21 protein-coding genes are annotated in these 26,232 nt (G+C 66.0%); 12 read left to right on the top strand and 9 right to left on the bottom strand.

The window, feature by feature from the left end; all coding sequences use genetic code 11:
• Positions 1-5: 5 nt before the first annotated feature.
• The 3 genes from AC5Y7E_RS22420 to AC5Y7E_RS22410 all read right to left on the bottom strand — a co-directional run bounded on the left by AC5Y7E_RS22420 (position 6) and on the right by AC5Y7E_RS22410 (position 3,793).
• A complete protein-coding gene (locus AC5Y7E_RS22420) occupies positions 6-1,274 on the bottom strand; it encodes a glycosyltransferase (RefSeq protein WP_499950802.1) in 1,269 nt (422 codons plus the stop codon).
• Between the two features lie 49 nt (positions 1,275-1,323).
• Positions 1,324-2,238 (bottom strand): sulfotransferase family protein, encoded by a 915-nt coding sequence (locus AC5Y7E_RS22415; protein WP_499950801.1) that lies wholly within the window; start codon positions 2,236-2,238, stop codon positions 1,324-1,326.
• Positions 2,239-2,359: 121 nt separating this feature from the next.
• Positions 2,360-3,793 (bottom strand): wax ester/triacylglycerol synthase domain-containing protein, encoded by a 1,434-nt coding sequence (locus AC5Y7E_RS22410; RefSeq protein ID WP_499950800.1) that lies wholly within the window; start codon positions 3,791-3,793, stop codon positions 2,360-2,362.
• Positions 3,794-3,854: 61 nt separating this feature from the next.
• On the opposite strand from AC5Y7E_RS22410, the gene AC5Y7E_RS22405 reads away from it, so the two are divergent.
• From AC5Y7E_RS22405 to AC5Y7E_RS22395, 3 genes are all read left to right on the top strand, one after another.
• Positions 3,855-4,646 carry a GAP family protein gene (locus AC5Y7E_RS22405; protein WP_499950799.1) on the top strand — a complete coding sequence of 264 codons (792 nt, stop codon included), beginning with the start codon at positions 3,855-3,857 and terminating at the stop codon, positions 4,644-4,646.
• 144 nt (positions 4,647-4,790) lie between these two features.
• A complete protein-coding gene (locus tag AC5Y7E_RS22400) occupies positions 4,791-6,059 on the top strand; it encodes a glycosyltransferase (protein WP_499950798.1) in 1,269 nt (422 codons plus the stop codon).
• Positions 6,060-6,159: 100 nt separating this feature from the next.
• Entirely contained in the window at positions 6,160-6,945 is a 786-nt protein-coding gene (locus AC5Y7E_RS22395) for a GAP family protein (RefSeq protein ID WP_499950797.1), read from the top strand.
• 5 nt (positions 6,946-6,950) lie between these two features.
• Here the strand turns inward: AC5Y7E_RS22395 and AC5Y7E_RS22390 are convergent, their stop codons facing one another.
• From AC5Y7E_RS22390 to AC5Y7E_RS22375, 4 genes are all read right to left on the bottom strand, one after another.
• The gene (locus AC5Y7E_RS22390) at positions 6,951-7,922 is read right to left on the bottom strand and encodes a class I SAM-dependent methyltransferase (protein ID WP_499950809.1); all 972 of its coding nucleotides are present in this window, start codon (positions 7,920-7,922) and stop codon (positions 6,951-6,953) included.
• Positions 7,906-8,937 carry an NAD-dependent epimerase/dehydratase family protein gene (locus tag AC5Y7E_RS22385; protein ID WP_499950796.1) on the bottom strand — a complete coding sequence of 344 codons (1,032 nt, stop codon included), beginning with the start codon at positions 8,935-8,937 and terminating at the stop codon, positions 7,906-7,908. Before AC5Y7E_RS22385 ends, AC5Y7E_RS22390 begins: the two co-directional genes overlap by 17 nt.
• A gap of 31 nt (positions 8,938-8,968) precedes the next feature.
• Positions 8,969-10,363, bottom strand: coding sequence for a nucleotide sugar dehydrogenase (locus AC5Y7E_RS22380; protein ID WP_499950795.1), 1,395 nt, complete (start codon positions 10,361-10,363; stop codon positions 8,969-8,971).
• Between the two features lie 84 nt (positions 10,364-10,447).
• Positions 10,448-11,710 (bottom strand): glycosyltransferase, encoded by a 1,263-nt coding sequence (locus AC5Y7E_RS22375; RefSeq protein ID WP_499950808.1) that lies wholly within the window; start codon positions 11,708-11,710, stop codon positions 10,448-10,450.
• Between AC5Y7E_RS22375 and AC5Y7E_RS22370 the strand changes: the two genes are divergently transcribed.
• Together AC5Y7E_RS22370 and AC5Y7E_RS22365 are read left to right on the top strand one after the other, a co-directional pair.
• Entirely contained in the window at positions 11,624-11,968 is a 345-nt protein-coding gene (locus AC5Y7E_RS22370; RefSeq protein ID WP_499950810.1) for a hypothetical protein, read from the top strand. The genes AC5Y7E_RS22375 and AC5Y7E_RS22370 overlap by 87 nt on opposite strands.
• Positions 11,969-12,014: 46 nt before the next feature.
• Entirely contained in the window at positions 12,015-13,418 is a 1,404-nt protein-coding gene (locus AC5Y7E_RS22365) for a hypothetical protein (RefSeq protein WP_499950807.1), read from the top strand.
• Here the strand turns inward: AC5Y7E_RS22365 and AC5Y7E_RS22360 are convergent.
• Positions 13,415-14,122, bottom strand: a complete 708-nt coding sequence (locus AC5Y7E_RS22360) for a GAF and ANTAR domain-containing protein (RefSeq protein WP_499950794.1) — start codon at positions 14,120-14,122, stop codon at positions 13,415-13,417. The genes AC5Y7E_RS22365 and AC5Y7E_RS22360 overlap by 4 nt on opposite strands.
• Positions 14,123-14,535: 413 nt before the next feature.
• Between AC5Y7E_RS22360 and AC5Y7E_RS22355 the strand changes: the two genes are divergently transcribed.
• The 7 genes from AC5Y7E_RS22355 to cydC all read left to right on the top strand — a co-directional run bounded on the left by AC5Y7E_RS22355 (position 14,536) and on the right by cydC (position 24,807).
• A complete protein-coding gene (locus tag AC5Y7E_RS22355) occupies positions 14,536-16,137 on the top strand; it encodes an alkaline phosphatase family protein (protein ID WP_499950793.1) in 1,602 nt (533 codons plus the stop codon).
• A gap of 702 nt (positions 16,138-16,839) precedes the next feature.
• On the top strand, positions 16,840-18,171 hold the full coding sequence (locus tag AC5Y7E_RS22350) for an adenylate/guanylate cyclase domain-containing protein (protein WP_499950792.1): 1,332 nt from the start codon (positions 16,840-16,842) through the stop codon (positions 18,169-18,171).
• A gap of 27 nt (positions 18,172-18,198) precedes the next feature.
• Entirely contained in the window at positions 18,199-18,804 is a 606-nt protein-coding gene (locus AC5Y7E_RS22345) for an HdeD family acid-resistance protein (protein WP_499950791.1), read from the top strand.
• Positions 18,805-18,891: 87 nt separating this feature from the next.
• Positions 18,892-20,364, top strand: coding sequence for a cytochrome ubiquinol oxidase subunit I (locus AC5Y7E_RS22340; RefSeq protein WP_499950790.1), 1,473 nt, complete (start codon positions 18,892-18,894; stop codon positions 20,362-20,364).
• Between the two features lie 36 nt (positions 20,365-20,400).
• Positions 20,401-21,441 (top strand): cytochrome d ubiquinol oxidase subunit II, encoded by a 1,041-nt coding sequence (gene cydB / locus AC5Y7E_RS22335; RefSeq protein WP_499950789.1) that lies wholly within the window; start codon positions 20,401-20,403, stop codon positions 21,439-21,441.
• Positions 21,442-21,503: 62 nt separating this feature from the next.
• On the top strand, positions 21,504-23,117 hold the full coding sequence (gene cydD / locus AC5Y7E_RS22330) for a thiol reductant ABC exporter subunit CydD (protein ID WP_499950806.1): 1,614 nt from the start codon (positions 21,504-21,506) through the stop codon (positions 23,115-23,117).
• A complete protein-coding gene (gene cydC / locus AC5Y7E_RS22325; RefSeq protein ID WP_499950788.1) occupies positions 23,104-24,807 on the top strand; it encodes a thiol reductant ABC exporter subunit CydC in 1,704 nt (567 codons plus the stop codon). Before cydD ends, cydC begins: the two co-directional genes overlap by 14 nt.
• Here cydC and AC5Y7E_RS22320 read toward each other — a convergent pair.
• Positions 24,754-26,154 carry a bifunctional lysylphosphatidylglycerol flippase/synthetase MprF gene (locus AC5Y7E_RS22320; protein ID WP_499950787.1) on the bottom strand — a complete coding sequence of 467 codons (1,401 nt, stop codon included), beginning with the start codon at positions 26,152-26,154 and terminating at the stop codon, positions 24,754-24,756. The two genes, cydC and AC5Y7E_RS22320, sit on opposite strands and share 54 nt — an antisense overlap.
• Positions 26,155-26,232: the final 78 nt, after the last annotated feature.

Raw genomic sequence — 26,232 nt, 5'->3', positions numbered from 1 at the left:
CCGTCTTAGCGATCGCTGGCCGGCCGGGCGTACTTTTCCACCAAATCAGCTGCCGCCGCAGCGCTTTCGGCCGAGGTGGTCATTCGGGCGGCCAGCTCGCGGGCCCGCGCGACGACATCCGGGGCGAGGATCTGGCGCAGGTCCTCGACAAGCGATTGCTCGGTGGCGCTCGAAAAGCGCCGGGCGGTGCCGACGTTCAGGCGTTTGACCCGCGCGCCCCAAATCGTCTGATCGATGTCCGTCGAGAGGATGAGCGTGGGAACTCCGGCGCGCAGCCCCGAGGCCGTGGTGCCCGTGCCGCCGTGATGCACGACGGCGCGACAGGCCGGAAAGATCGTCGCGTAATTCAACGCATTGACGACCTTGACATGCTCGAAACGGCCGGCGTCGCCGAAGTGGGTCCCGGCGGCGCACACCAGCGCACGCTCGCCTAACTGCGCGCAGGCCGCGCCGATCATGGCGATCGTGTCGGCCGGAGACTTGACCGGGGTGCTGCCGAAGCTGAAAAAAATCGGCGGTGTTCCCGCGGCGATCCACGACGCGACGTCGTCATCGGCCGACGTCGGCAAGTCCAGCGTCAGCGCACCGGCAAAACTCCGGTGGCCGTCCCATTCCGCCCATTCGGCTGCCAGCCCGGGAAAGCAGACCTCGTCGTAGGCCTGGATGTCCACCCAGCCGCGCTCGGCGATCCGCCGCGGCAGCGGGCCAGTCGCTTTCGGAAGGCCCAGTGCGGCGCGCTGGGCGTCCTCGAGCTTTTTCGCCGCGCGCCAGGCGACCGACTCGTACACGCGCATCGCTCTACGTCCCACCGGCGCCGGCAGAACGGACAGGAACTGCCCGCTGGCGCGAACGGGAAAGATGTGCACCGTGGCCAGTGGAATGTCGTGGTACTCGGCGACATTGGCTGCGGCCTGCTCGAAATTCAGCCCGCTGACCAGGAGATCGGCACCGTCGGCCAGCGACTTCAGCGAGGCGCAGATCTGATCCCAGCGATGAATGACGGGATCCGCTATCTCGTGCCGCAGCCTGACCAGGTGCCGGACTCTCCAGAAGTTTCGGAAGAAATCCGTCCAAAAGGTGCGGTGCGCGTCCAGGATGGGCTGCACCTCCGGCCCGAAGGCGACCGCCGCAAGCCCAACCGACTCGGCGAAGCCGACCAAATCGGGTGGGACGGCGATGCGCACGTCGTGCCCGCGGCGCAGCAGCTCACGCCCGATCGCGACGCACGGCTCGACATCGCCGCGGCTGCCGAAGGTTGCAAGCGCGAATTTCATTGCTGGTCTTGGCCTTTCACTTCCGGTGCGGCTAATCGAAGCGGCTTGTCTAGGCCCAGGTGCCTTTGCGCCGGTGGGCGAGTGCGGCGAGTTCGAAGATGAGTTTGCGCGGAACGAAGCGCTGCGCCCTGACTACGCGCCGATAGTTGTCGAACGCGGTGCGCAGGCGCTGTTCGCTGGCCCGGTAGTCGGAGAAGACCTGGTCCAGCTCCTGGTGGCTCCACGTGTCGCCGCCAGCGGCCCGGCGCAGATTGCGGTAGGTCGTAGTCAGCCACTCGGTGCCGAATGGTTCCGGGCATGGGGAACCGTCGGCCCGCTGGTGACGATCGTCGGCGGCGAGGAATTCGTTGATGGCGGGCTCGTCGGGGTTGAGATCGACATCGAGGGTCGTGGAGATGCGTTTGACCTCCCGGCGCCAATCCTCGAGAAGGTAGGAATACTCCACGAACACGCGCGGCCGGCCTCGGGTGTAGCGCTCGGCGAGCAGGCTGTTTTTCAGCCACAGCGCGGCGGCGAGTTCGGGTTTGACGATCGGCATCATCGCGGTGACGGATTTGATGACTTCGTGGGGGTGGCGTAGCGCGATCACGGTGCCGACCTGGTAGCCGGCTATACGGGCGGCCTCGAACCACAGCGGGGCGATCGGGGCCATCTGCAAATCCTTGATGACGTAGAGGTCCGACGGCGGCAGCTTCGCGAGATAGGAGTTGATCTCGGCGATGTCGCGTCCGTCGGCGGCTTCTTCGTGGAGGCGCAGGGTGGGGTCGGTGGCGGCGCTGTCGTGGCGGCGCAGGATTTTCTCGTTGAGGTAACTGGCCTGGCGTGGTTCCCAGAAGCCGCGCGGATTGGCTTTGGCGGCGCCGATCATGCCGGGCGGAAGTGCGGCACCAGACAGGGATAGAACGCGCGTCATCGCGGAGGTGCCGGATCGGGCCATCCCGAGCACGAACAAGACGGTTGTCATTGGCCTCTCCTCGATCCCTCGGCTGCCGCACCGCACCGAACCCGGTCAAACGGGGTAATAGTACGTGTGTGTAAAAGCGCTCGCGACGGCGAAGGCCCCGCACCGACGCTGGTGGTCGTCGTCAGCGGTGTGCGACCGGGGGCGCCCCGAGATACGTCCCGGTGAGCGAGAAGTCAGTCAAGGCGGCCGAAAGGTCTTGGCGCAAAGCTTCATTCGAATTGGCATAGCCCGGGTGATGGACGGTGACCGAGATGAAGACCTGGCCCTGCGCGGTGCCCGACAGCACGTACAGGGCTCCGCCCAGACGGTGCATCAACTCCTTGGTCACGCCCCGGTAGGAAAGCCTCGCGGCGAAGAGGTCGGCGTCGGTACCGTCCGGCCGCACGACGGCCGGGCTGATCACCCCGAGGTTGGACGAGACGACGGCGTTGTCGACGAGCCGGACAAGACGCTTGGGCAACAGGCCCAACAGGGGAACGAACGCCAGCACCGCCCGCTCGTCGTCGCGCGACTCCTGGTGGCTGGTCAGCGCTCCCTTGACCGCGGTCCGAATCTCGCGCAGGTCAGTGGTCGCGGGTGCGGCATCGACCGTGACGGTGAGATGGCTGACCGCGTTGGCGCGCGTGTCCCCGGCGGCGCGCTCATTGACCGGCATCTTCACCAGGACCGACCCGTCCGCGGTGATCCGTCCCATTCGCTTTGCCAGGTGCGCCGCCAGTCCCAGCAGCAGCACGTTGCTGGTCCCGCCCAGCGTGCGGGCGCGGGTCTCCCATTCGCCGGCATCGACGAAGACCGTTGCGGTTGGGGGCGTGAGCGGTTCGTCGTAGCCGGCGGGCAGCCGAAGTGGCGTGGTGGACGGCGCGGCTGCGGCGCCCTGGCGCAGGGCACGCCGGGTCAGCCGTGCCGCGGCGGCGGCGCCGCGGCCGAGAGCGGGGATGTCGCGCACGGTTTGACCGGCATCTTCGCGCACGGCCTGCCACCGCCGGCGCGACCCGGCGCCGGGCCAGCTGCTCGGGTGATCGCGGCCATCGGCCGCATCCGCCATCGCCTCCAACAACCCGACCCCGTCGACGAGGCAATGCGAGACGGCCAAGCTCACCGCCGCGCCGCCGTCGCTGAAGGGCAGCACAGCAAGGCGCCATTCGGGCCCGGTTCGGGCATCGATCGGTTTGGCGGCCTGCTCGTCGAGCCAGGCGTCGAGTTCCGCACGCGGGCGAGGCGTCGCGGCGATCTCGATCTCGGGCGGACGCCCGGCCGATACCCACCGGTGGCGTCCGAACCGCAATCGTGACGGTTCGATGCGGCGGGCCAGCCGTCCCCGCTGGAGATGATGATGGAACCTCCGCAAACCGTCGATGTCGACCGGGCGGCTGTACACCCAGAACGGATGCGGAATCGACGCGACTCCCGTCGCTCGCTCCGCGTCGAACGTGAGCTGGTCGAACGGATCGAGCACGTTGTCCATCGTCGTACCGTACTTCTGGCCGGCGTCTTCCTGACCGCTGGTCCCGGAATTGAGCGTAACCTGTTGCGGCGCAACATTGTTGATCGTCATGCCGGGGGCGCTCTCGCGGGAATCATCGCAGGAGCAAACGGCCAAGGTAGTGTGTCCGGCCATGTGGGGCTCGGTGCTGGCGCTGGCACTTGTGACGGCACTGAACCCCGTGCGCCTGACCATCATGCTTCTGGTGATCTCCCGGCCGCGGCCCATTCACAACCTGCTCGCCTACGGCGTCGGCTGCCTGGGCGGGTGCATTCCGGCCGTGGTGGTTCCGCTGACACTGCTGCACGTCACGCCGACGTTCAAATCGCTTGCCGACGATCTGGCGACGGGCACCATCGTCCGGGAGGTCCGGATCGGCATGGGCGTGCTTGCGCTATGCGTCGCCGCGCTGATCATCGTGCGCTCGGTGACCCGCCGGCGTCAGCCCGAACACCAGCCGGTAGGCGGCGACACCTCGACCCGGCTGCTGGACCGCAACACACCACTCATGATGTCGCGGGTGCTGGACCGCGCCCGGGATGCGGCCACCGAGGACAAGCCGGCATTGCGGCGGCTGCTCGGCCGCGTCCACCACGCCTGGGAAAACGGATCCTTGTGGGTCGCGTTCGTGATCGGCTTGGCATTCGGCGGCGTAGAACCCGATGTCGGTCTGCTGCTGTTCGCCATCATCGTGGCCTCGGGAGCCGCGCTCGGCACGCAGGTCGGCGCCGCCATCGCGTTCGTCATCGGGGTGCTCGCGATCGCCGAGGTCACCCTCGTCAGTTACTTGGCCATGCCGACGAAAACGGAGACACTCCTGCAACGGCTACACGACTGGGCATTGGCGCACCGCCGCAAAATTTTGGTGACGATGATCGCGCTGGGCGGGATGTCGCTGATCGTCGGCGGCATCGGCGGCAGATGAGGCGGGTCAGTTGACAATTCGCGGCGGCCCGGGGTCACCACTCCGTTATAGTCACATCGCGATTAGCCGTAAACGGCCTAAAGCCAGACATATAGCGCAGTTCGCTGCAGCTTAGAGGGAGATTCCGATGCCGCGGGATGCGCGATGAAATGTGTGCTGGCGAGCTACGGGACGCGTGGCGATGTGGAGCCGTGCGTCGCTGTCGGCCGCGAACTGCTGCGCCGCGGACACGACGTGCGCATGGCAGTGCCGCCCGATCTGGTCGGCTTCGCCGAGGCCGCTGGACTCACGGCCGTCGCCTACGGGCCGGATACGCGCGAGTGGTGGGGCGCGCACCGCGACCTATGGACACGCTCATTCCAGAACTTCTGGAAGGTGCGGGATCTGATCCGGTCGTGGCGCGAGATCGGGGAATCCGTCACCAACTACTGGGCGGAGATCAACGCTACGCTGCGGTCGCTGGCGGACGGCGCCGACCTGCTGATCACCTTTCTGAATTTCGAGCAGCCCGCCGCCAATGTCGCTGAGTATTACGACATTCCGTTGGCCACACTGCATCTGGCACCGGTACGGGTCAACGGCCAGGTCCTGCCGTTCCTGTCGCCGGCATGGTGCCGCTCCGCGGTAAGGGCGTACGAGTGGGTGGGTTGGCGCGGGATGAAGAAGTTCGACGACGTGCAGCGCCGGGAGCTGGGCCTGCCGAAGGCGACGCGCTCCGCTCCGCGACGGATCACCGAGCGCGGATCGCTGGAAATTCAGGCCTACGAAGAAGTCTGTTTCCCCGGGCTGGCGGCCGAATGGGCGGCATCGATCTCCCAACGCCCCTTCGCCGGCGCGCTGACGATCGAAATGCCCACGGACGCCGATGAGGAGGTCGCGTCATGGATTGCCGCGGGAACGCCACCCATTTTTTTCGGCTTCGGCAGCACCCCGGTCAAATCTCCGGCCGACACGCTCGCCATGATCGGCGCGGCGTGCGCCCAGTTGGGCGAGCGAGCGGTGGTCTGCTCCGGCTGGAGTGACTTCGGCGATCTCCCGCAATTCGACCACGTCAAGGTGGTGGACGCGGTGAACTACGCGGCCGTGTTTCCCACTTGCCGCGCGGTCGTGCACCACGGCGGCATGGGCACCATAGCCGCGGGACTGCGTGCCGGAGTCCCCATGTTGATCCTGTGGACGGCGCCCGATCAAGCACTTTGGGCGGCACAGGTGAAGCGGCTGAAAGTTGGCTTCGGGCGCCGCTTTTCAACCGCCAGCCAGGAATCGCTGGTTGAGGACCTGCGCACGATCCTCGACGACGACTATGCCGCGCGGGCACGCGACGTGGCCACCCGGACAACGAAACCCACCGAAAGCGTTGCCAACACCGCCGATCTCCTGGAGAACTTCGCTGGCTTGAGACACGCCGGCTGACCAGCGGGCCCCGTGTAGGAAGGCCGTCGACGCCGGCCCGCCGTGCGGACCGGGACCGCGACCCCCGCGGCCGGGAGTCGACAGGGTAGTGTCTCGGCCGGTGTGGGGTTCCGTGCTCGGGATGGCGCTTCTGTGGGCGCTCAATCCCGTGCTTCTCGGCCTCATCCTTCTCCTGATTTCGCGGCCGCGGCCGGTGCAAAGCCTGCTCGCCTGCTGGATCGGTTGCCTGATCACAAACGTTCCCGCCCTGTTGGTCCCGCTGGTGGCGCTGCACGTCATGCCGGCGTTCAGATCTACTGCACATGAATTGGCCACCGCGGGCCCAAATTCCATGGCCCGGCACATCCAACTCGGCCTGGGTGTACTCGGGCTGGCGATCGCAGCGCTGATCGTGGTGCGCTCACGCGCGCGGCGAAGCGCGCCGGCACCGGTCGCCAACTCCTCGACCGTGGCGCTCGACTCAACACCGGCCGCGGTTTCGCTGCCGCGGGGCGGCGAAACCGATGCGGCGAACGAACGCGGATCTGCCATACGTCGGCTGGTCGGCCGTGCCAACGATGCGTGGGAAAACGGGTCATTGTGGGTGGCGTTGGTGGTCGGCATGTCCATCCTGCCGGGCCCGCTGTTGGTCCTGCTCGTAGACACCACCATCGTGGCGTCGGGAGCCCCGATCGGCACGCAGGTGATCGCCGCCATCGCATTCGTCGTCGGAATGCTCGCGGTTTTCGAGATCACCCTGTTGAGCTATCTGCTCACGCCGGAGAAAACCAAAGCGGCGCTGCAACCGCTGCATGAATGGGCGTTGGCCCACCGTGCGCAGGTTTTGGCGGCGATCTTTGCGGTGGTTGCGCTCTCGCTGGTGGCAAGGGGCGCGGGGGCCATCTGACGGGATCACTTGGCCCGCAGGACAAAACCCTTCTGGTCGCCGCGGCCCTGGCTGTTGAGCCGATCCGCGCGCTTTGCCCACTTCCACATTTGCCTTGGCCCGAACATCCGAAGGATCTGCGGGTCGGTCACCCCGACGTCTCTTCGATAGGCTTCGCTCCCCAGAAACTGACCCAGATTCGAATCATCGATCGTCTGTTCCACCCGCAGCCCGGCCCTCTCGGCTGCCAATGCCATTGACTGACACGACGGTATGACGAAATGCCGAGGGGCATCGATCTGCACCCAGTCGGCCGCATAACTGGCCCACGCGTCCGACGAGGTCGTCGGAACGCGAGCCAGGCACATGCCTCCGGCGGCGAGCATATCGCGCGCGACCTTGAGCATGGCGACCGGGTCCGGAACATGCTCGAGCGAATGATTGAACATGATGAGATCGAATTCGCCTGTCACCTCGCTGAAATCGCGCTTGAGCAGCGGCACTCCTCGCGGCGTCCGGCCATCGCCCGCGATGAACGGATCCACGCCGCACAAGTCGCTGAATCCGACCCTGGCCAATCGGTCGAGCAGCAAGCCGCTACCGCAGCCGACGTCCAGAATCCGCGCGTCATGGTCAAGCGGAAGCGCAGCGAGCATGCCGAGCACGTCTCCGCCGAGCAGAAGGCGAAGGATACCGTCGGGCAGGCGCCGGGTCAGCAGACGGCCGACGAGCCGGCCGCCGGCGCGCAACTTGTAGCGGTCCTGCTGCGTGATGAGCCATCGGAGAAGCCGGGGCTCGTTGTACGAGTGATAATTCCGGGGATAGTGGCGCATCAGCTCATCACCCTCGAGCACGCGCACAATTTGTAACGTCTCACACGCGGCGCAAAGGTAGTAGTCGAACCGCTCGCGGGTCCCGAACATCATTTCGCGAACCACAAGGGGCCGATGTGGGCCAGTCGATCCGCATAGGCGGCACTCTTTACTGATCTCGTTCAGTTGAACCTCCAGCAACAGATTGATGCGCGGCAAATCCCTTGAGATACCAGGGATTCGCCCGTGCCCAATCGATGGTGCGACGAATCCCCTCCTCGAGGTCTATCCGGAGGCGCCAACTCAGCTCCCGCTGCGCCTTGGTCGAATCGGGGATTCGGCGCGGGATGTCCTCGTAGCGATCCCCGTAACGCGCTGCAGTGTCGACAGTTTCGGCATCCGTCACCGAGGCGACATCCGCGATCTTGATCGCCAGAGCGACGGCGTCGCGCACCGTCGTCTCGGTCATACTGCCGATGTTGAAGGCCGCACCGATCGCCGCGCCGCTCTCGGCCGCGAGCAAGGTTCCGGCGACCGCGTCGTCGACATAGGTGAAGCACCGCGTCTGGTCACCTGAGTCGTAGAGCAACGGCCTGCGGCCATTGAGGATCCGGTGAATGCTCTGCGAAATCACGAAAATCGGAGGTTGCCGCGGGCCATAGACGTTGAAGTAGCGAACCACCGTCACCGGCAACGCGCGGGACGCATGCATCGCGAAGACGAGATGTTCGGCCATGGCCTTGCTGGTGCTGTAGCTCCACCGCGCGGTTCTTGAGGAGCCGAGGACGCGATCGTCGTCCTCGGCGAACGGCGGGTTCGGGTTCTTCCCGAACACCTCGGATGTGCTGGCGAACACCACATGCGCCTGGTGCCGATGGCTCACTTCGAGGACGTTGCGAGTGCCGGTCACGTTGACATCGAGAACCCGCAGCGGGTCTTTGAGATAGTTTTCGACGCCGACGATCGCGGCCAGGTGGAAGACCCTGTCGACGTCGGGGGTGAGCGCCTTCTCGAGCGCGTCCATATCGGTCACGTCGCCCTGCACGAACCGGAAGTTGGGGTGCCGCTCGAAGTCGAGATCGCAGTCGCGCGTGTCCTTTTGAAGGTCGAACACCGTGACCGAGTCTCCGCGGCCCAGCAACGCGGCGACCAGGTGCGATCCGATGAAGCCGTAGCCGCCCGTCACCACGACATTGGACATGAACGCTCTCTCAGTTCGGGTTTGGGCACGCCTATCGGCCGATGCCCTTGTAGACGAAGCCAGCCGTGCGCACCGCTGCCGGGTCGAAGCTATTCCGCCCGTCGAGGAACACGCACCGGGGCCCCGCCAGGTCCGCGAGCCGGACCAGGGGCATCTGGTGGAACTGTCGGTGGCCCGCGAGGACCACCAACGCGTCCGCATCCTCGACCGCGGTCTCGATGTCTGCGGTCAGGGGGATCTTTGTCACCGTGCGGGCCTCCGCGTCCGTCACCCACGGGTCATGGATGGAGAGCCCGCAGCCGGACTCCTCGAGCAAGTCGACGACGGACTTGGTGGGTGTGAGCCGGCAGTCGCCGGTGTTGTTCTTGAACGCGATACCCAGCACCGCGATCCTGCTCGTCTCGAGCGGCTTGCCCTGATCGGCGAGCAGCTGCTCGAGCAGCCCATAGGTGTATGCGGGCATTGTGTCGTTGACAGTCCTCGACGTCCGCGGAATCGCCAGCTCCAACCCCACGGACTCGCCCAGATGGTTGACGAACCACGGATCCTTCGTCAGGCAGTAACCGCCGACGCCCATGCTCGGCCGCAAGATGTTCACGTCGCCGCCGCCCTTGGGCATCGTGTTGGCCGCGTCGATGACTTGCAGGGCGTCCATGCCGAGTCTGTCGCATACCTTGGCCAGCTCGTTCGCAAGCGCGACGTTGAGGTCCACCCAGAGGTTGTCGGCCAGCTTGACCATCTCGGCGGTGCGGGGGTTGTCGACGACGACAGAGTCGACTCCGAGTGCATGTCGCCACAGCGTCGCGCAAGCGCGGGCGCTGCGCTCGTCGACGGCGCCGACCACGACGGGAATCGACGTGAGCTCGTGGATCGCTTGGCCTTCGGCGAGCCGCTCGGGGCAGAACGCCAACCCGAAGTCGACGCCGGCGCGTAGGCCCGAGGCCTGTTCCAGGATCGGCAGCACAAGGGTTTCGGTGGTGTCGGGCGGCACCGTGCTCTTGAGGATCACGATGTGGCCCGGCTGCAGGTGCTCCCCCACCGCCCGGGCGGCCGCCTTGATGTCGTCGACGATGGGCTCGTAGCCCGGACCGAGCGGCGTACCGACGTTCACGATCACGAAATCGTTGTCCGCGACGGCGCCGAAATCGGTCGTCGCGCGAAGCCGGCCGATCCGTACGTTGTCAGACACGAGCTCGCTGAGCCCCGGCTCGGGCACGGTGGTCTTGCCCAGGTTGATCTCGTCGACGACGCTCTGCCTCACGTCGATCCCGGTCACCGGCCAGCCTCGGTCCGCCAGCACGGCACCGATCACGGTTCCGATGTAGCCGAAGCCGACCACCGCGATCCCCGACCGTTGGCCACGCACCAGGAAGTCGACCTCGGCGTCGGTACGCCCGAATACGCATGCCGGCATTGACCCGCCCATCTAGCGTCATTCCGCTCACTGCACAGACGTGCAATAGGGTGCCATGCCCGCCCAGGCATCGCGCATCCGGGGCCGATGCTCAGCTCACGGTCGGCGCGCGGCGAGATCTTCCAAAAGGTCCGCGGCGGCGGCAATGCTTTCGCCGGATTTGGTCATTCGGGCCGAGATCTCACGAGCCCGGGCGACGCATTCCGGGGCCAGGACGCGGCGCAGGTCGGCGACCAGCGATTCGCGGGTGGTGCTCGAAAACCGCCGAGCAGAACCGACTTTCAGCCTTTTGACCTGATTTCCCCAAAGCGTTTGATCGCCGAAGGTCGGAAGGACCAACGTCGGAACTCCGGCCCGCAGACCCGCCGCCGTGGTGCCGGTGCCGCCATGGTGCACGACCGCGCGGCAGGCGGGAAAGGCGGCCGCGTAGTTCACCGCACCCACGGTCTTGACGTGCTCGAGATGCGGAACGTCGCTGAAGTCGGTCTCTGCGGAACAGATCAACGCCCGCTCGCCGATCTCCGCGCAAGCCGCGCCGATCATGGCCACCGTTTCGGCGGGAGACTTGACCAGCGTGCTGCCGAACCCGAAGAAGATCGGCGGTGGTCCCGCGGCGATCCATGACGCGACCTCCGCATCGGCATCGGTGGGCAATTCGATCGTCAGCGCACCGACGAAGGGGCGTTGCCCCTCCGATTTCGCCCATTCGGCCGCCAGCCCGGGAAAGCACACGTCGTCATATGCCTGGATTTCCAGCGCTCCGCGTTGGGCGATCCGTCGCGACCACAGGCCCGTTTCCTTCGGTAGCCCGAGTTCGCGACGCTGCACGTCATCACGCCTCTTCATCATGGGCCAACTCAGCCGCTCGGACAGGAGCATCGCGGAACGGCCCACCGGCGTCGGCAGGCCCGGAAGCAGCTGGCCGCTGGCCCGTATCGGGAAGGTGTGCAGCATCGCCAGCGGAACGTCGTAGTACTCAGCGATGTTGGCCGCGGACTGCTCACCAATGGCGCTGGCGACCAGCACGTCTGCCCCGTCCCCCAGCGACATCAGCGTCTTGTTGATCTCGTCCCAGAGCTGGTTGAACAGCTCCCGATCTTCGCGGATTGCGCCTTTGAGCTCGCGGACCTTCCAGGGCGCGCGGAACAACCGCGTCAAAAGGTCGCGGTGGACGTCCTGCCAGGCCCGCGCATCCGGCCCGTAGGCGGTCGCCGTAAGGCCCGCCGACTCAACGAAGCCAACCAGGTCGGGCGCGACGGCCATACGCACGTCGTGCCCTCGGCGCAACAGCTCACGACCGACAGCTACACCGGGCTCGGCATCGCCGCGCGTTCCATAAACGGCCAACACAAATTTCATCGCGGAGGTTTCGGCCTTTCGGTGATCGTGCGGCGGAGGGGCATCAGTCATGATGCCTGGTTATCCGGCCGGCCGGCCGGCTGGGCGGGCGCCGAAAGGCTGCGGCGCACCGGCGCCGACGCACCATCGCCGCTCGCGCGAGTCGGCAACGCGCTCGAAAAGCCCTGTCGCACCGCGCTATTCGAGCCGGCCGATGCCGTTGCTAAGCAGTCGACCGAGGCGAAAACGGCCCTCTGCGCAAAGGCGCAAACCGCTTGATCCCGCACCGCGCCGGCCGACAGGCTGGCTCGGCTACCCTCATCTGATGAATTGGCCTGGCCGGGCGCGCGCATTCGTTGAGGCCCTCGCATCACGCGGTGATGCGAGGGCGGACAACCGGCTCGCGCTGGTGGATCAAGGCTTGTTTGCCGGCCACCGCGCCGCCGGTCTGAACCTCGTCATCCAATGCGTATGGATTTATGAGCACGCTATCGACTTCGCCGAACTGCGAAGTTTTCACCGCAATCTCAGCCACGGGCTGGTGGGACGCCGCATCGAGCGCTCGCCACTGCCGTTCGGCCGGCCGCGCTGGGTCTTGGAGCGTGGACCGTCGGACATCGATGTCGCAGACTACGCGCGCCCACGAACCGAACTCAGCGACTGGGCCGACGAACGCTCACAACTGCCGATCGATGCAGAACAGGGCAGCGGCTGGCATCTTGGCGTGCTTCCTCTTACCGACGGCTCGACCGCGGTCAGCTTGGTCCTTTCCCACTACCTGCTCGACGGCCTCGGGCTCGCCCTTGCAGTTGTCGATGCCGCCCTGGGCAACCGTGCCGCCCTTGACTATCCACTCCCGGGATCACGTACTCGTGCGCGCGCGGCGGTGCAGGACGCCCGCGAGACCGCGCGCGACGCCCCAGACGTGGCCCGGGCTCTCGTCGGGGTGACGAAGGTGGCCCGTCGTGCGCGGCGCGAGCTCGCACGGTCGCCGGCCCCGCGAGCCGTCCCGCTCCGCGCGTGTGAGGGCGATGACCCTATCGTCGTGCCGGCCGCATGGATCCAGATCGACGCGGCCGAATGGGACGCCCGCGCAAAGGAACTCGGCGGAACGGGTAAGACGCTGGTCGCGGCGTTCGCCGCGAAATTCGCTGAGCACGCGGGGCGTCGGCGTGACGGTGACGGTGTGGTCACCTTGCATCTGCCGATGAACGACCGCACTGAGGGTGACATGCGTGCAAACGCAATGTCGATTGCGATCGTCCGCGTCGATCCGACAGGGGTAACGACGGACTTGAGTGACCTTCGTGCCGGGATCACGCGTGCGCTGGCCACGCTGCGGGAGACTCCGGACGAGGCGCTGAAGTTACGCTCGCTGATCCCGTTCACCCCGAAACAGGCGCTGAAACGGATGGTCGACGCGGGATTCACCGATCCCGACGCGCCCATCCTCTGCTCCAACCTCGGCGACTTCGACCCGTTGGTGTGCCGCCTCGACGGCACCTACGGCGAACTTGTCATGACCCGGGCGACCGGGCAGCACGTGACGCGACAGTGGCTCGAGCAGACCGGCGGTCAAATGACCCTCCAGTCTTGGCGCAGCGGCGGCTCGAAGATCTATCTCACCATCAACGCCTACCAACCCGGTGCCGAGAACACCAAGCAAGCTGTGCGTGAGCTGGCTCGGCGCACCCTTGCCGAGTTCGATCTGACCGGCGAGATCGACTAGGAACTCGCAGCCTTCAGCTTGGATCGATGGTGCTCGACGACCAAGCGGGCGATCTCGGCCAGTTTAGTGTCGGACTTTTGCGAGAGACGGGTCAGTAGCCTGAACGCCTGCAGCCTGGTCAAGTCCAACCAGTGCATGAGTATGCCTTCGGCCTCGCCGATGACGTCGCGGGTAGCCAGTCCGGCTTCGAACTGTGCTTCCGCTGCGGCCCCGAACATGGCCACCGCGGCGTGCTGGGCCAGCACCTTGCCCTGGACGATCGAGTCCGACGTGAAGGCGCAGCTCTTGTCGCTGTAGATGTTGAGCGCGCCAAGGGTGTTGCCCTCGACGAAAAGCCGGAACGACAACAGGCTGAGAAAGCCCTGTTGCCGTGCCGCATGGACATATCTGGGCCAGCGCGGATCGGTGCGCATGTCATCCACCAGCACGGTGCGGTGGCCTCGTAACGACGTCAAGCACGGCCCGTCATTGAGCTCGGACTGCATCTCGTCAAGCTCCGCCACAGCGGGGCTGGTCGGGACTTTCGGCATGACGGTCTCGCCGTCGACCAGCGAGATGCCCGCCCACCGCGCCCCAGGAACGATCCGCGCCGCGGAATGGACGATCGATTGCAGCGTGTCCGGAGATCCCCGATCGAACTGCAGTTCAGCGGCGAGGTCCGCGAACGCTTCGGCCAGGTTTTCGTGGCCCAAAGGCATACTCATTTACTTACCCGATTCGACCCGGCCAAATTCAACGGCACGCCGGGGGCTCAGCGGAATTGTTAGACATGTATATAACCGCTCAGGTTACCGCGTTAACCCCAGCAGCGCATCCGCCGCGTCGATTCGACGGGCGCGAGCCACCCGTTGCCGAGCCGCGCGGCGAAGATCCGCCGCCAATCACAGGTCGGGAGGGCCGGGGCCTTCGTACCGCCTGTTTTCCACGCGAAGTCAAGACCGTCCATACACGATTGCACGGTGAATCGCTTCTCCGACTCGGTCACCGAATGGCAACTGCTGGATATCGATTCGCGCAACAACGTAGGAGTTCGGCGTGACATAGCTCACGATCGACGGAGCAATTCGCGGCGCCCTAACCGCAGAGGTGGTACCTGATGTTCTGTCGGCTTGGTCGTGTGGCTGGTGCCGTCGCCGGGGCTGCCGTGCTGGTGCTGTCGGCGTTCACCGCGCCGAAAGTGTCCGCCGCCGTGGTGATGAGCCCGAATTTGTTGATGAATCCGGGTGCCGAGTTCGGTGACCCGTCGTTGTCGGCATACAGCTCGGTGTCCATCCCAGGGTGGACCGTGACCGGCACACCGACCGTCATCAAGTACGGCACCATGCGTCGGCTGCCGTGGCCGCTGGGGTCGCCCGGCCCGACTCTGCCAGCGGCCCTGGGATTTCCGCGGCCCCAGAATGGGCCGCCCGACGGCGCCGCGCAATTCTTCGGCGGTGGGAATGTGGCGACGTCGACGCTCACCCAATTCGTCGATCTGTCCGGTGCGGCGCCGCAAATCGACACCGGCACAGTGCCATACATGCTGAGCGGATGGCTCGGCGGCTTCCTTGAAGACCCGTCCGAAGCGTCGGTCACCGTCACTTTCACTGCCGCCGACCACCAGACGCCGCTGGGCGCCGGCAAGATCGGGCCGGTCACTGTTCTGGACCGCCGCTTGAAAACCGCGCTCCTGCAACGCGAGACGACCGGGATGATTCCCCGGGGAGCCCGCGGCGCGAACGTGGTGGTCACCCTCAAAGACAGAAACCCGGTGATCGGCAACTACAACAACGCCTACGCCGACAACATCTCGTTGACCGTCGGCGCCCCGTTGCCTGTCCCGCCGCCGCCGACACCGCCGGCGTCGAAAGTCGGCCCCCTCGACCACGTATTCATGATCTATCTCGAAAACCATGGCGTGAAAGACATCGTCGGCAGCCGTAATGCGCCATACACCAACGGCCTCATCAACAACTACGGGTACGGCAAAAATTACTACGCGCAAACGCATCCGAGCCTTCCGAACTACTACCCGATCCTCGGCGGCTCCGATTTCGGCTTCAACTACAACTGCGAGCTGGACTGCTTCGACAAACCCAACCTGGTCGACAACATCGAAGCGGCGCACGGGGGTTGGGCCTCCTACGAGCAATCCATGCCGCAGCCATGCTTCAAGCAGTCCGCGGGGCCCTACAGCCCCGGTGAACTACCGTTCCTCGCCTTCCACGACATCGTCGCCAATGACGCTCGCTGCCAGGCGCACGTGCTGCCGCTGGAGCGGATGGCCACGGATCTCGCTTCGCCGGCCACCACCCCGAACTACGTGTGGTGGGCCGCCGACGAAGACCACAACATGGAAGGCCCCGTCAACCTCGAGTTCATCCTGAGCCTGCTGACGACCCACCAATACAACATCAAGGCCGGCGACCAGTTCCTCGCGGCCACGCTGCCCACGATCCTGAACTCACCCGCATTCCAAACGCAGCGCAGCGCCATCTTCATCACGTGGGACGAGGACTACAACAACCTGTCACTGGGCATCGGCAACGAAGGCAACCACGTCCCCATGATCGTCATCCCGTCACCGAATTCCGGTATGCGCCAAGGTCACATCGTTGCCACCAACTACAACAACCATTACAGCTTGCTCCGCACGATCGAAGACTCACTGCAACTTCCCAGGCTCACAAACAATGACAAATTCGCCCAGCCGATGAACGAATATTGGCAAGCGGGCTGAAGCGGAGGTTGCCACCCGATGCGGCGGATGAGTCCTGATGCGCATTTGGATTCAGCGCCGAGCAATCGGTTAGGTGTCATTCTTGCACCGTTTGCCTGCGCATTTTGCCAGTGAATGAGTGAGCCGCCGCCCTCACCGGGCATCCGACTATGCCGACATCGCTCAACGGTTATCAAAAAGTGACTATTCGCGGCCGGAATTTGGCGCGTCGTTGGGTCGAGTCCACGGTGTCCTCTCATACGCTCTGATGCATGTCGCCGCGTTACCGGGGCGGTTGCGTCGGCCTGCCGGGCGCAAGCCGAAGATTGGAGAACTGACGTGTCACATCTACAGCAAGCCGTTTTTGTGACGTTGGCGCTGCTGGCCCCAATCTGCGCGGCGAGGCGGCCGATCGCGTGGTTTGCTCGCTGCCGTGGAATGAAGAAGAGCCGGTTACGGACCCAGCGCCGACAGCACCCCAGGCCACTCGCAGCTGCCCGGTCCGGCGCCCGGTCGGTCGATCGCGGATATCGCCGCGAAGCCTTGGTTCGTAAAACCGAATTGGTCGAACGCCGGCCGATTAGCGAGTCGGTGCGGTACGCGAAATGGCGACCGCCGATGGCGAGCTAGTCGCGGGAATCATCCGGCCGGGCGTTCCGCTCATTCGCGAGTTTTCCCAAGGACAGCCGACAAGCCTGCAGCGCAGCGGTTAGGCTTACTCGCGTGGCGGCCAAGAAATGTGGTGCCCCACCCACACGCCCAGACGGCTCGTCGGAGCGCCCGGACTGCGTGGCCGTGGCGCGCGCCCAGTCACGCGACCGCAATCAGCATTACGCCGACAGCGCCGCACGCCAGTATCGAGTGCTCACGATCGCTGCCTGGCTGGCGGTCATCGTCAGCACCAATTTCGTGGTGCTGCAGGTGGTCACCGGTGCCTGGATATGGCAGATGCTTGTCCTGAACGTCGTCGCGGCCTTGATCTTCGCGAGCGTGCCGTGGCTGCACCGCTTCGGTGACCTGGTCGCGCCGCTGACCTTCATCGGCGCGGCCTACGTCACCGTGTCCGCCAGCTGTTGGGATGCGGGCACGTCCTCGGGCTCGCAATATTTCTTGGTGGTGGGTGCGTGCCTGGTGGTGTTGCTGCTGGGCCTCGAACACATCGTCTTGGCGGCAGGCCTGGCGGCGATCGCCGCGGGCCTCGTCATCGGGTTGGAGTTCCTCGTGCCCCGCAACACTGGTCTGGTGCCCGCGTGGGCACAGTCCATGATGTTCATCGTCACCATCGTCTCTGCCTGCGTCATGGTGTTCATCACGGTGTGGTACGCGCTGCGCGACACGCAGCGCGCCGAGGCGGTGATGGAATCCGAGTTCCAGCGGTCGGAGGCGCTGCTGGCCAACATGCTCCCGGGCAGCATCGCCGAGCGTCTCAAGAGCGCCGACGGAAACGTCATCGCCGACAAGTACGACGAGGCCTCCGTTTTGTTCGCCGACATTGTCGGCTTCACCGAACGCGCCAGCAGCACAGCCCCGGCCGACCTGGTGCGGTTCCTGGACCGGCTGTACGGCGCCTTCGACGAGTTGGTCGACAAGCACGGCCTGGAGAAGATCAAGGTCAGCGGAGACTCCTACATGGTGGTCAGCGGGGTTCCACGGGTGCGGCCGGATCACGCCTCCGCGCTGGCCGATTTCGCCATCGATATGGCCAATGTCGCTGCCACGCTGCATGATCCGTATGGCGGGGCCGTCCCATTGCGGGTGGGCATGGCCTGCGGGCCCGTCGTGGCCGGTGTGGTGGGCTCGCGCCGGTTCTTCTACGACGTGTGGGGCGACGCGGTCAACGTCGCGTCGCGGATGGAGTCCACCGATTCGGTGGGCCGGATTCAAGTGCCCGAGGCGATGTACGAGCGCCTCAACAACGACTTCGTTCTGCAAGAACGCGGCCGCATCGAAGTCAAGGGCAAGGGCGTTATGCGCACCTGGTATCTAATCGGCCGCAGGGCAGGCGAAGAGCCCACCGACCTGCGTGCCGAGGATCCCCGCACGGTCCACGTCTGACCAAAGTCCCTGTACCACGGCGCACGTTTGTGCCAGACTGCGGCCATGACTATCTCCCCTGGCACTCCTGGAACCCACCCCGTTCCGAGCTTGCTGCCGCATCTGTGGAAATCCGCTCTGCTATCGGGAATTCTGTCGCTAGTCGTTGGTGTCCTGGTGTTGGCGTGGCCAGGAATTTCCATCCTGGTCGCCGCCGTCGCCTTCGGCGTTTATCTATTGATTACCGGTATCGCGCAGGTCGTCTTCGCGTTCTCACTTCACGTCTCGGCGGGAAGCCGGATCCTGCTGTTCATCAGTGGCGCGGCGTCGCTGATTCTGGCGTTGCTGGCTTTCCGCCATTTCGGCCAGGGATATGCAATCCTGCTGCTGGCCATCTGGATTGGCATCGGGTTCGTCTTCCGCGGTGTCGCAACAACGATTTCGGCGATCAGTGACCCGCACCTTCCCGGACGGGGCTGGAACATCTTCGTCGGCGCGATCAGCCTGATCGCCGGCATCGTCGTCCTGGCGTCACCTTTCGATTCCATCGTCACCCTGGCCATCGTGGTCGGCGCGTGGTTCGTGGTGATCGGCGTGTTCGAGATCGTCTCGTCGTTCGGAATCCGTAAGGCGTCCAAGACCCTCGCCGGCTGAGGGGGCGCGGGTAGCGCTGGCGCCGACACATCTACTACACTCTGTCGTAGCCGTTGATCGGGCCTCCGCAGTCTCGGGAGATGACAGATGAATGTCGTCGATATTTCGCGGTGGCAGTTCGGTATCACTACCGTCTACCACTTCATCTTCGTGCCGCTCACCATCGGTTTGGCGCCGCTGATCGCCATCATGCAAACGGTGTGGGTGGCCACCGGTAACACCGCCTGGTACCGACTGACCAAGTTCTTCGGCAAGCTGTTCCTGATCAACTTCGCCATCGGCGTGGCGACGGGGATCGTCCAGGAATTTCAGTTCGGCATGAACTGGTCGGAGTACTCGAAGTTCGTCGGCGACATCTTCGGCGCGCCCCTGGCGATGGAGGGCTTGTTCGCTTTCTTCTTCGAGTCCACGTTTATCGGGTTGTGGATCTTCGGCTGGAGCCGACTGCCGAAACTGATACACCTCGCCTGCATCTGGATTGTCGCGTTCGGGGTCAACGCGTCGGCTTTCTTCATCATCGCGGCGAACTCGTTCATGCAGCATCCGGTCGGCGCGCACTACAACCCGGCGACGCGTCGCGCCGAGCTGGACGACATCTTCGCCCTGCTGTCCAATAACACGGCGCAGGCGGCGTTTTCGCACACCATAACCGGGGCGTTGCTGGTTGCCGGCACCTTCGTCGCCGCGGTCAGCGCTTGGTGGATGGTGCGCTCACGCGAGCCAGGGTCGGTCGCGCTCGATGCGCAAACCGACGCCCGCACCATGTTTCGTCCGGCGGCCATCCTCGGCTGCGGGGTGGTGTTGCTCGCCGCGATCGGCTTGTTCTTCACCGGTGACCGTCAGGGCAAGCTGATGTTCGTGCAGCAGCCGATGAAGATGGCGTCGGCCGAGGGGTTGTGTCACACGGAGACCGATCCCGACTTCTCCGTGCTGACGATCGGAACGCACAACAACTGCGGCAGCGTCGCCGAAGTCATCAAGGTGCACTATGTGCTGCCGTTGCTGGCCGAGGGCAAGTTCAGCGGCGTGACGTTGCGCGGGGTCGACGATTTGCAACAGGATTACCAGCAGCGCTTCGGACCCGACGACTATCGGCCGAACCTGTTCGTTACCTACTGGTCGTTCCGGGCGATGATCGGGCTCCTGGTGATCCCGGTGTTGTTCGCCCTGACCGTGTTGTGGGTTACCCGCGGTGGGCGAACACCCAGGAGCCGTTGGATGTCCTGGTTCGCGCTGCTCACCATTCCGACGCCGTTCCTGGCCAACATTTCGGGGTGGGTATTCACCGAGATGGGCCGTCAGCCATGGGTGGTGGCGCCCAATCCCACTGGGGATCAATTGGTTCGGATGACGGTCCGCGAAGGGGTGTCGAATCATGTGCCCGGCATGGTGATTACCTCGCTGGTGACTTTCACCCTCGTCTACGCGGTGCTCGCGGTCCTGTGGTTCTTCTTGCTCAAACGTTACGTGGTCGAAGGGCCACTGGAACACGATGCGGAACCCGCTCCCCCGCAGGCCCCCAGCGATGACGAGGTGGCACCTCTGTCCTTCGCGTATTGACAACGACCTAGCCCGACGCCGAAAGGAGTTGACACGGTGGGACTGCAGGAGTTGTGGTTCGGCATCATCGCAGTGCTGTTCCTGGGATTCTTCATCCTCGAGGGCTTCGACTTCGGCGTCGGCATGTTGATGGAACCGTTCGCGCGCATCGGCATCGGCGAGCCCGAACCGCTGCGGCGCACGGCGCTCAACACCATCGGACCGGTGTGGGACGGCAACGAGGTCTGGCTGATCGTCGGCGGCGCGGCCATGTTCGCCGCCTTTCCCGGCTGGTACGCCACCGTGTTCTCCACGCTGTATCTGCCGCTGCTGGCGATCCTGTTCGGCATGATCGTGCGCGCGGTGGCGATCGAGTGGCGCGGCAAGATCGATGACACCAAATGGCGCGGCTGGGCCGATGCCGGCATCGCGGCCGGGTCCTGGTTGCCGGCCTTCTTGTGGGGCGTTGCCTTCGCCGTCCTGGTGCGTGGACTCCCGGTCGAGGCCAATGGCCACATTCACCTTTCGATCTCCGATGTGCTCAACGCCTACACGGTGCTGGGCGGCCTGGCCACGGCCGGATTGTTCTTGTTCTACGGAGCGACGTTCGTCGCGTTGAAGACCTCCGGCGCAATCCGCGACGACGCGTACCGATTCGGCGTCTGGTTGTCCCTGCCCGTCACCGGATTGGTCGCGGCCTTCGGCCTTTGGACGCAGCTGGCCCATGGCAAGGACTGGAGCTGGGTGGTGCTGGCCGCGGCGGTGCTGGCGCAGCTGGCGGCGGTGCTGCTGGTGTGGCGGCGCGCCTCCGACGGGTGGGCGTTCACCTGCGTCGCACTGGTGGTCGCGGCCGTCGTGATCCTGCTCTTTGCGTCGCTGTATCCAAACCTGGTGCCCTCGACGCTGATCCAGCACTGGAGCCTGACCATCTACAACGCCTCCTCCACCCACTACACCCTCAAAGTCATGACGTGGGTGACGGCGTTCATGGCTCCGCTGACGGTGATCTACCAGGCATGGACGTATTGGGTATTCCGGCAACGGATCTCGGCCGACCGGATACCCGCGCCCATCGGCCTGGCAAGGCGCGCGTCCTGAGCGGTACGGACCGTACCAGCCGGGCGCCCCTGGACCCGCGACTGTGGCGGGCGTCGGCGGCGTTGCGCCGCTACCTGGTCGCCGTGGTGGGCTGCGGCGTACTGATCTCGGGCTGCGCGATCGGCTCGGCGGTCGTCCTGGCGGGCATCGTCGCGCGCGCCGTCGGCGATCCCGGCGCCCGCGGTTTGCGCGCCTTCCTGGTCCCGCTGTCAATCCTGTTGGCGCTCTGGGTAGTCCGTGCCGTGACGCATTGGCTGCAGGCCCGGCTGGGGCAACGGGGGGCCAGCGCGGTCATCGCCGACCTGTCCGGCCAGGTGCTTGCCGCGGTGACCGCCAGGCAACCCAGCGAACTCGCGACGCAACGCGACTCGGCCGCCGTTGTGGTCACCCGCGGACTGGACGGCTTGCGCCCCTATTTCACCGGCTACTTGCCGACGTTGCTGCTCGCCGCGATCCTGACCCCGGCCACGGTCGCCGTGATCGCGGCGTACGACCTGAAATCGGCGGTGGTCGTGGCGATCACGCTGCCCCTGATACCGATCTTCATGGTGCTGATCGGACTCGCCACCGCTGACCGGTCGGCCGCGGCGCTGGCCGCGATGACGACGCTGCAGGCCCGGTTGCTGGACCTGATCGCCGGCATCCCCACCCTGCGCGCACTGGGGCGCGTCGTGGGGCCCGCGCGCCGTATCGCCGAACTGGCTGCGGCACATCGCCGTTCGGCCATGGCGACGCTGCGGATCGCATTCCTGTCGGCTTTGGTGCTGGAGCTGTTGGCCACGCTCGGGGTGGCGCTGATCGCGGTCGGGATAGGTCTTCGGCTGGTGTTCGGTGAGATGACCCTGACCACCGGGTTGACGGTCCTGCTACTGGCTCCCGACGTGTACTGGCCGCTGCGCCGCATCGGCGTGGAATTCCACGCCGCGCAGGACGGCAGGACCGCGGCCGCTGCGGCGTTCGCCCTCATCGGCGAGCCGACCGCGCCGAAGGCCGGGACTTTGACGGTCAGCGCGCGCGGCGCGCGGATTCGCCTCGATCATCTGACCGTGGACGGCCGCGACGGCCGGGCGCCGCGCGATCTGAACGCGGTCATCGAACCCGGCTCGGTGACGGTGCTGACCGGGCGCAACGGCGCCGGCAAGAGCACCACCCTGCAGGCGATCGCCGGCATCAGTGTGCCCTCGTCGGGCCGGGTCAGCGTGGACGGCGTCGACGTCGCCGACCTGGAGCCCACCGGATGGTGGCCGCAACTGTCCTGGCTTCCGCAACGTCCGGTGCTGGTACCGGGCACCGTCGATGAGAACCTGATGCTGCTCGGAAACCTCGACGACGTCGAAAAAGCTTGTGCCGATTCCGGGTTCGACGCGGTGCTGGCCGAACTGCCAGATGCCGGCGGCACCGCGCTCGGGCGCGGCGGTGCCGGTTTGTCGCTGGGACAACGACAACGGCTGGGTCTGGCCCGGGCGCTCGGCTCGACGGCCGCCGTGCTGTTGCTCGACGAGCCGACCGCCCACCTGGACGCCGCCACCGAGGAACGCGTCTTGCGGGCCATCGCCGAGCGGGCGCGGGCCGGTGCGACCGTGATCGTCGTCGGCCACCGTGCGCCTGTCCTGGCCATCGGCGACCAGGTCGTCGAGGTGGTCGCCGAGCGCGGGGTGCGTTATGCCGCAACCTGATCCGCTGATCGACGGTTTGGCACTGCTGCGCCCGCGGCTAACCCGCGTACTGGCGGCGATCGCGCTCGGGGTGCTCTCGCTAAGCAGCGCACTGGCCTTGGCCGGCGTTTCGGCATGGCTGATCACGCGCGCCTGGCAGATGCCGCCCGTCCTGGACCTGTCGGTGGCGGCGGTCGCGGTTCGCATGTTCGCGATCTCGCGGGGCGTGCTGCACTATTGCGAGCGACTGGCCACCCATGACACGGCCCTGCGGACGGCCGGCACCGCACGCGTACAGATCTACCAACGGCTGGCGCGCGGACCGGCGGCGGCCTCCGTCCGGCTGCACAGCGGTGAACTGGTAGCCCGGGCGGGCGCTGACGTCGACGAGTTGGCCAACGTCCTGGTTCGCGCCGTGGTGCCGATCGGCGTCGCGGTGGTGCTGGCGCTGGCGGCAACCGCGGTCGTCGCGGCCATTTCGCCGGCGGCGGCCGTGGTGCTGGCCGTCTGCCTGCTGACCGCCGGCTTGGTCGCGCCCCGAATCGCCGGCCGTGCCGCCGCAGCCCAGGAAGACGTTGCGCGACAGCATCATTCCGAACGAGACACGTCGGCCATGCTCGCCCTCGAGCACGCGCCCGAGCTCCGGGTGGCCGGCCTGCTTCCCGATGTCATCGCCGAATCGCAACGCCGGCAACGCGCCTGGGGCGATGCGCTGGACGCCGCCGCGAAACCGGCGGCCGTCGCAGAGGCGATGCCGACCGCGGCGATCGGGGCGAGCGTGCTGGGCGCGGTGGTGTGCGCGATCGGGTTGGCGCACGCGGTCGCGCCCACCACGCTGGCCGTGCTGATGCTGCTGCCGCTGTCCGCTTTTGAGGCGATGACGCCGTTACCGGCCGCCGCGGTGCAATTGACGCGGTCGCGGATCGCCGCGCGCCGCCTGCTCGAACTGGCACCGCCCGGGCCCGAGATCGCGACGGCGAGCGTACCCGCACCGGTCGGTACCGGACGGTTGTCGGCCGACGTACGTTTCGGTCATGACGGCGCGGCACGCTCGACGCGCATCAAGGTGGATCTGCCGGCCGGCGCGCGGCTGGCCGTCACCGGCGCCAGCGGTTCGGGGAAGACGACCCTGCTGATGACGCTCGCCGGCCTGCTGCCACCGCTGGGCGGGCGGGTGAGGCTGGGCGACACCGACGTGAGCGAGTTCGACGAATCCGACTTACGCAGCGCGATCGGGTTTTTCGCCGAGGACGCCCATGTCTTCGCCACCACCATCCGCGACAACCTGCTGGTCGCGCGCGGAGACTGCGACGACGAAGAATTGACGGCAGCGCTGGACGCGGTCGGACTGCACTCGTGGATCGCCGGTCTTCCCGACGGCTTGGCCACGGTGCTCACCGCTGGGGCGCAAGCTCTTTCGGCCGGCCAGCGCAGGAGGCTGTTGCTCGCGCGGGCGGTGATCTCTCCCGCGGGGATCGTGCTGCTCGACGAACCCACCGAACATCTCGATGTCACCGACTCGGAACGGATTCTGCGAGATCTGTTGACTCCGAACTCACGGTTGTTTTCCCCGCGACGGACGGTGGTGGTCGCGACTCACCACCTGCCCACGGGGCTGGGCTGTCAGCAACTCACTGTGACACAGGCGCAGACACACTCAGAGGTGTCGCCGGCGCGGCATGAACTCCAGCGACAACAGCACGAACAGTAGCGGGACGATCTGCGCCATGGAGATCAGCGCGTAGCGACGGGCGTCGAGGGCATGCCACTTGCGTAGATACCGATACAACGACTCGAGGGCGATCAACGGGTCGAGCACGTGGATCAACCGATAGAAGACGCGCTGGGTCCGGCCGCGGTTCTTGTCATCGAAGATCTCGGGAAACGCGGCGAACGCAAGCGATACCCGCTGTGCCCCAGTCTCTTTGCCCGCCATGATCATGTCGACACTGAGCCGCTCGTCAAGCCCGTTGGGGGCGCTGCGCCGGCGCCACGGCACGTCGAGGGTGATGTCGCTGCCGGCGCCGGCCGTGGCGTATCGGTGAAACGCCTGCACGGTGCCCGCTTTGTCCCTGGCGATGATCAGCTGGATTCCGGGGAACCGGCCTTCCAGTACGCCGTCGAGGTTCATGTGGAATCCGCGGTCGGCGTGGGCCCCCTTGGACGACTCCCGGACCACCTCCGTGAGCTCGGCCAGCAACTTCTCGTCGAGCTCCTGCTCCGCCACGATTTCGGTTGTCACACCGCAGTTGTGGGTCCGCTTCACCGCTTGACGCAGGTTGCGGAATTTGCGGCCCACCATGTCGAAACCGGTAACATCAACGACTACATCACGGCCGATCGGTATGGGCCGCAACGGTTGTCCTAGCACTGACGAATCGGTCCACAGGCTCAGCCGCCGCTCACTGCACCCCACTACGGCGATGCGCCATCCGTGCGCGTGGCAGGTGGCGGCGAAATCGGCGACCAGTTCCGGAAAGCGCGCCTCGTCGCCCACCGGGTCGCCCCCCACCACGGCGATCCCCATCCGCGTGCGGTACGCGAGCGCCGCGGTGCCGTCGGCGGTGAAGTGGTAGCTCTTGCCGGTCTGCATCGTGAACGGGGCGAGCGCGTCGCCGCAGGTCGCGTTGATCAGCTTCCACAGCCGGGGCAGATCATCGGGACGTGGGTGGGAGGCCGTCGGCCACATCAACACCAGACCGGAGCTGGCGATCACCACGTCGCCGAACAGATCGAAGGACAGCACATGCAAGCCCAGCCCGGCCAGCACGAATAAGGCGGCGACGACGGCATGCATCGTCGTCACTGGCCGGCCCAGGAAGATACCGCGAGCCATCCACGCCACCGCCACCAGAACGGTCAGTGACCAGGCCAACCGGTCGGTGTAGTCCCAACTCGGATGGGTGTGGTGCCGGGCGAGTATCCCGATGAACCAGCATGCGGCGCACAACAGCGCCAGAGCGCCGATCAGCCGGGCCCCGAGTGAATCGACGGAGACGACAACGCGTTCGCGCGCGCGGGTTCTCGCCGCCGTGACGTCGACCACTGGCCCGTTCACCATCACCTCCCGATGCAATGACACGGCGGCTTGTGGCCGCCCTTTGCACCGAATACCCGACTACGTCAACGCTACGCC

It is taken from the genome of Mycobacterium sp. NGS17, assembly GCF_059813205.1.
The sequence above is the reverse complement of the archived record's forward strand: the minus strand, read 5'-3'. Positions and strand labels throughout refer to the sequence as shown.

Excerpts from the sequence above, each read along its gene's own strand:
- AC5Y7E_RS22405 (WP_499950799.1), top strand. The coding sequence starts at position 3,855 with ATGTGGGGCTCGGTGCTGGCGCTGGCACTTGTGACGGCACTGAACCCC.
- AC5Y7E_RS22420 (WP_499950802.1), bottom strand. The coding sequence starts at position 1,274 with ATGAAATTCGCGCTTGCAACCTTCGGCAGCCGCGGCGATGTCGAGCCG.
- AC5Y7E_RS22410 (WP_499950800.1), bottom strand. The coding sequence starts at position 3,793 with ATGACGATCAACAATGTTGCGCCGCAACAGGTTACGCTCAATTCCGGG.
- AC5Y7E_RS22380 (WP_499950795.1), bottom strand. The coding sequence starts at position 10,363 with ATGGGCGGGTCAATGCCGGCATGCGTATTCGGGCGTACCGACGCCGAG.
- AC5Y7E_RS22400 (WP_499950798.1), top strand. The coding sequence starts at position 4,791 with ATGAAATGTGTGCTGGCGAGCTACGGGACGCGTGGCGATGTGGAGCCG.
- AC5Y7E_RS22375 (WP_499950808.1), bottom strand. The coding sequence starts at position 11,710 with ATGAAATTTGTGTTGGCCGTTTATGGAACGCGCGGCGATGCCGAGCCC.
- AC5Y7E_RS22360 (WP_499950794.1), bottom strand. The coding sequence starts at position 14,122 with ATGAGTATGCCTTTGGGCCACGAAAACCTGGCCGAAGCGTTCGCGGAC.
- cydC (WP_499950788.1), top strand. The coding sequence starts at position 23,104 with ATGCCGCAACCTGATCCGCTGATCGACGGTTTGGCACTGCTGCGCCCG.
- AC5Y7E_RS22365 (WP_499950807.1), top strand. The coding sequence starts at position 12,015 with ATGAATTGGCCTGGCCGGGCGCGCGCATTCGTTGAGGCCCTCGCATCA.
- AC5Y7E_RS22340 (WP_499950790.1), top strand. The coding sequence starts at position 18,892 with ATGAATGTCGTCGATATTTCGCGGTGGCAGTTCGGTATCACTACCGTC.
- AC5Y7E_RS22385 (WP_499950796.1), bottom strand. The coding sequence starts at position 8,937 with ATGTCCAATGTCGTGGTGACGGGCGGCTACGGCTTCATCGGATCGCAC.
- AC5Y7E_RS22415 (WP_499950801.1), bottom strand. The coding sequence starts at position 2,238 with ATGACAACCGTCTTGTTCGTGCTCGGGATGGCCCGATCCGGCACCTCC.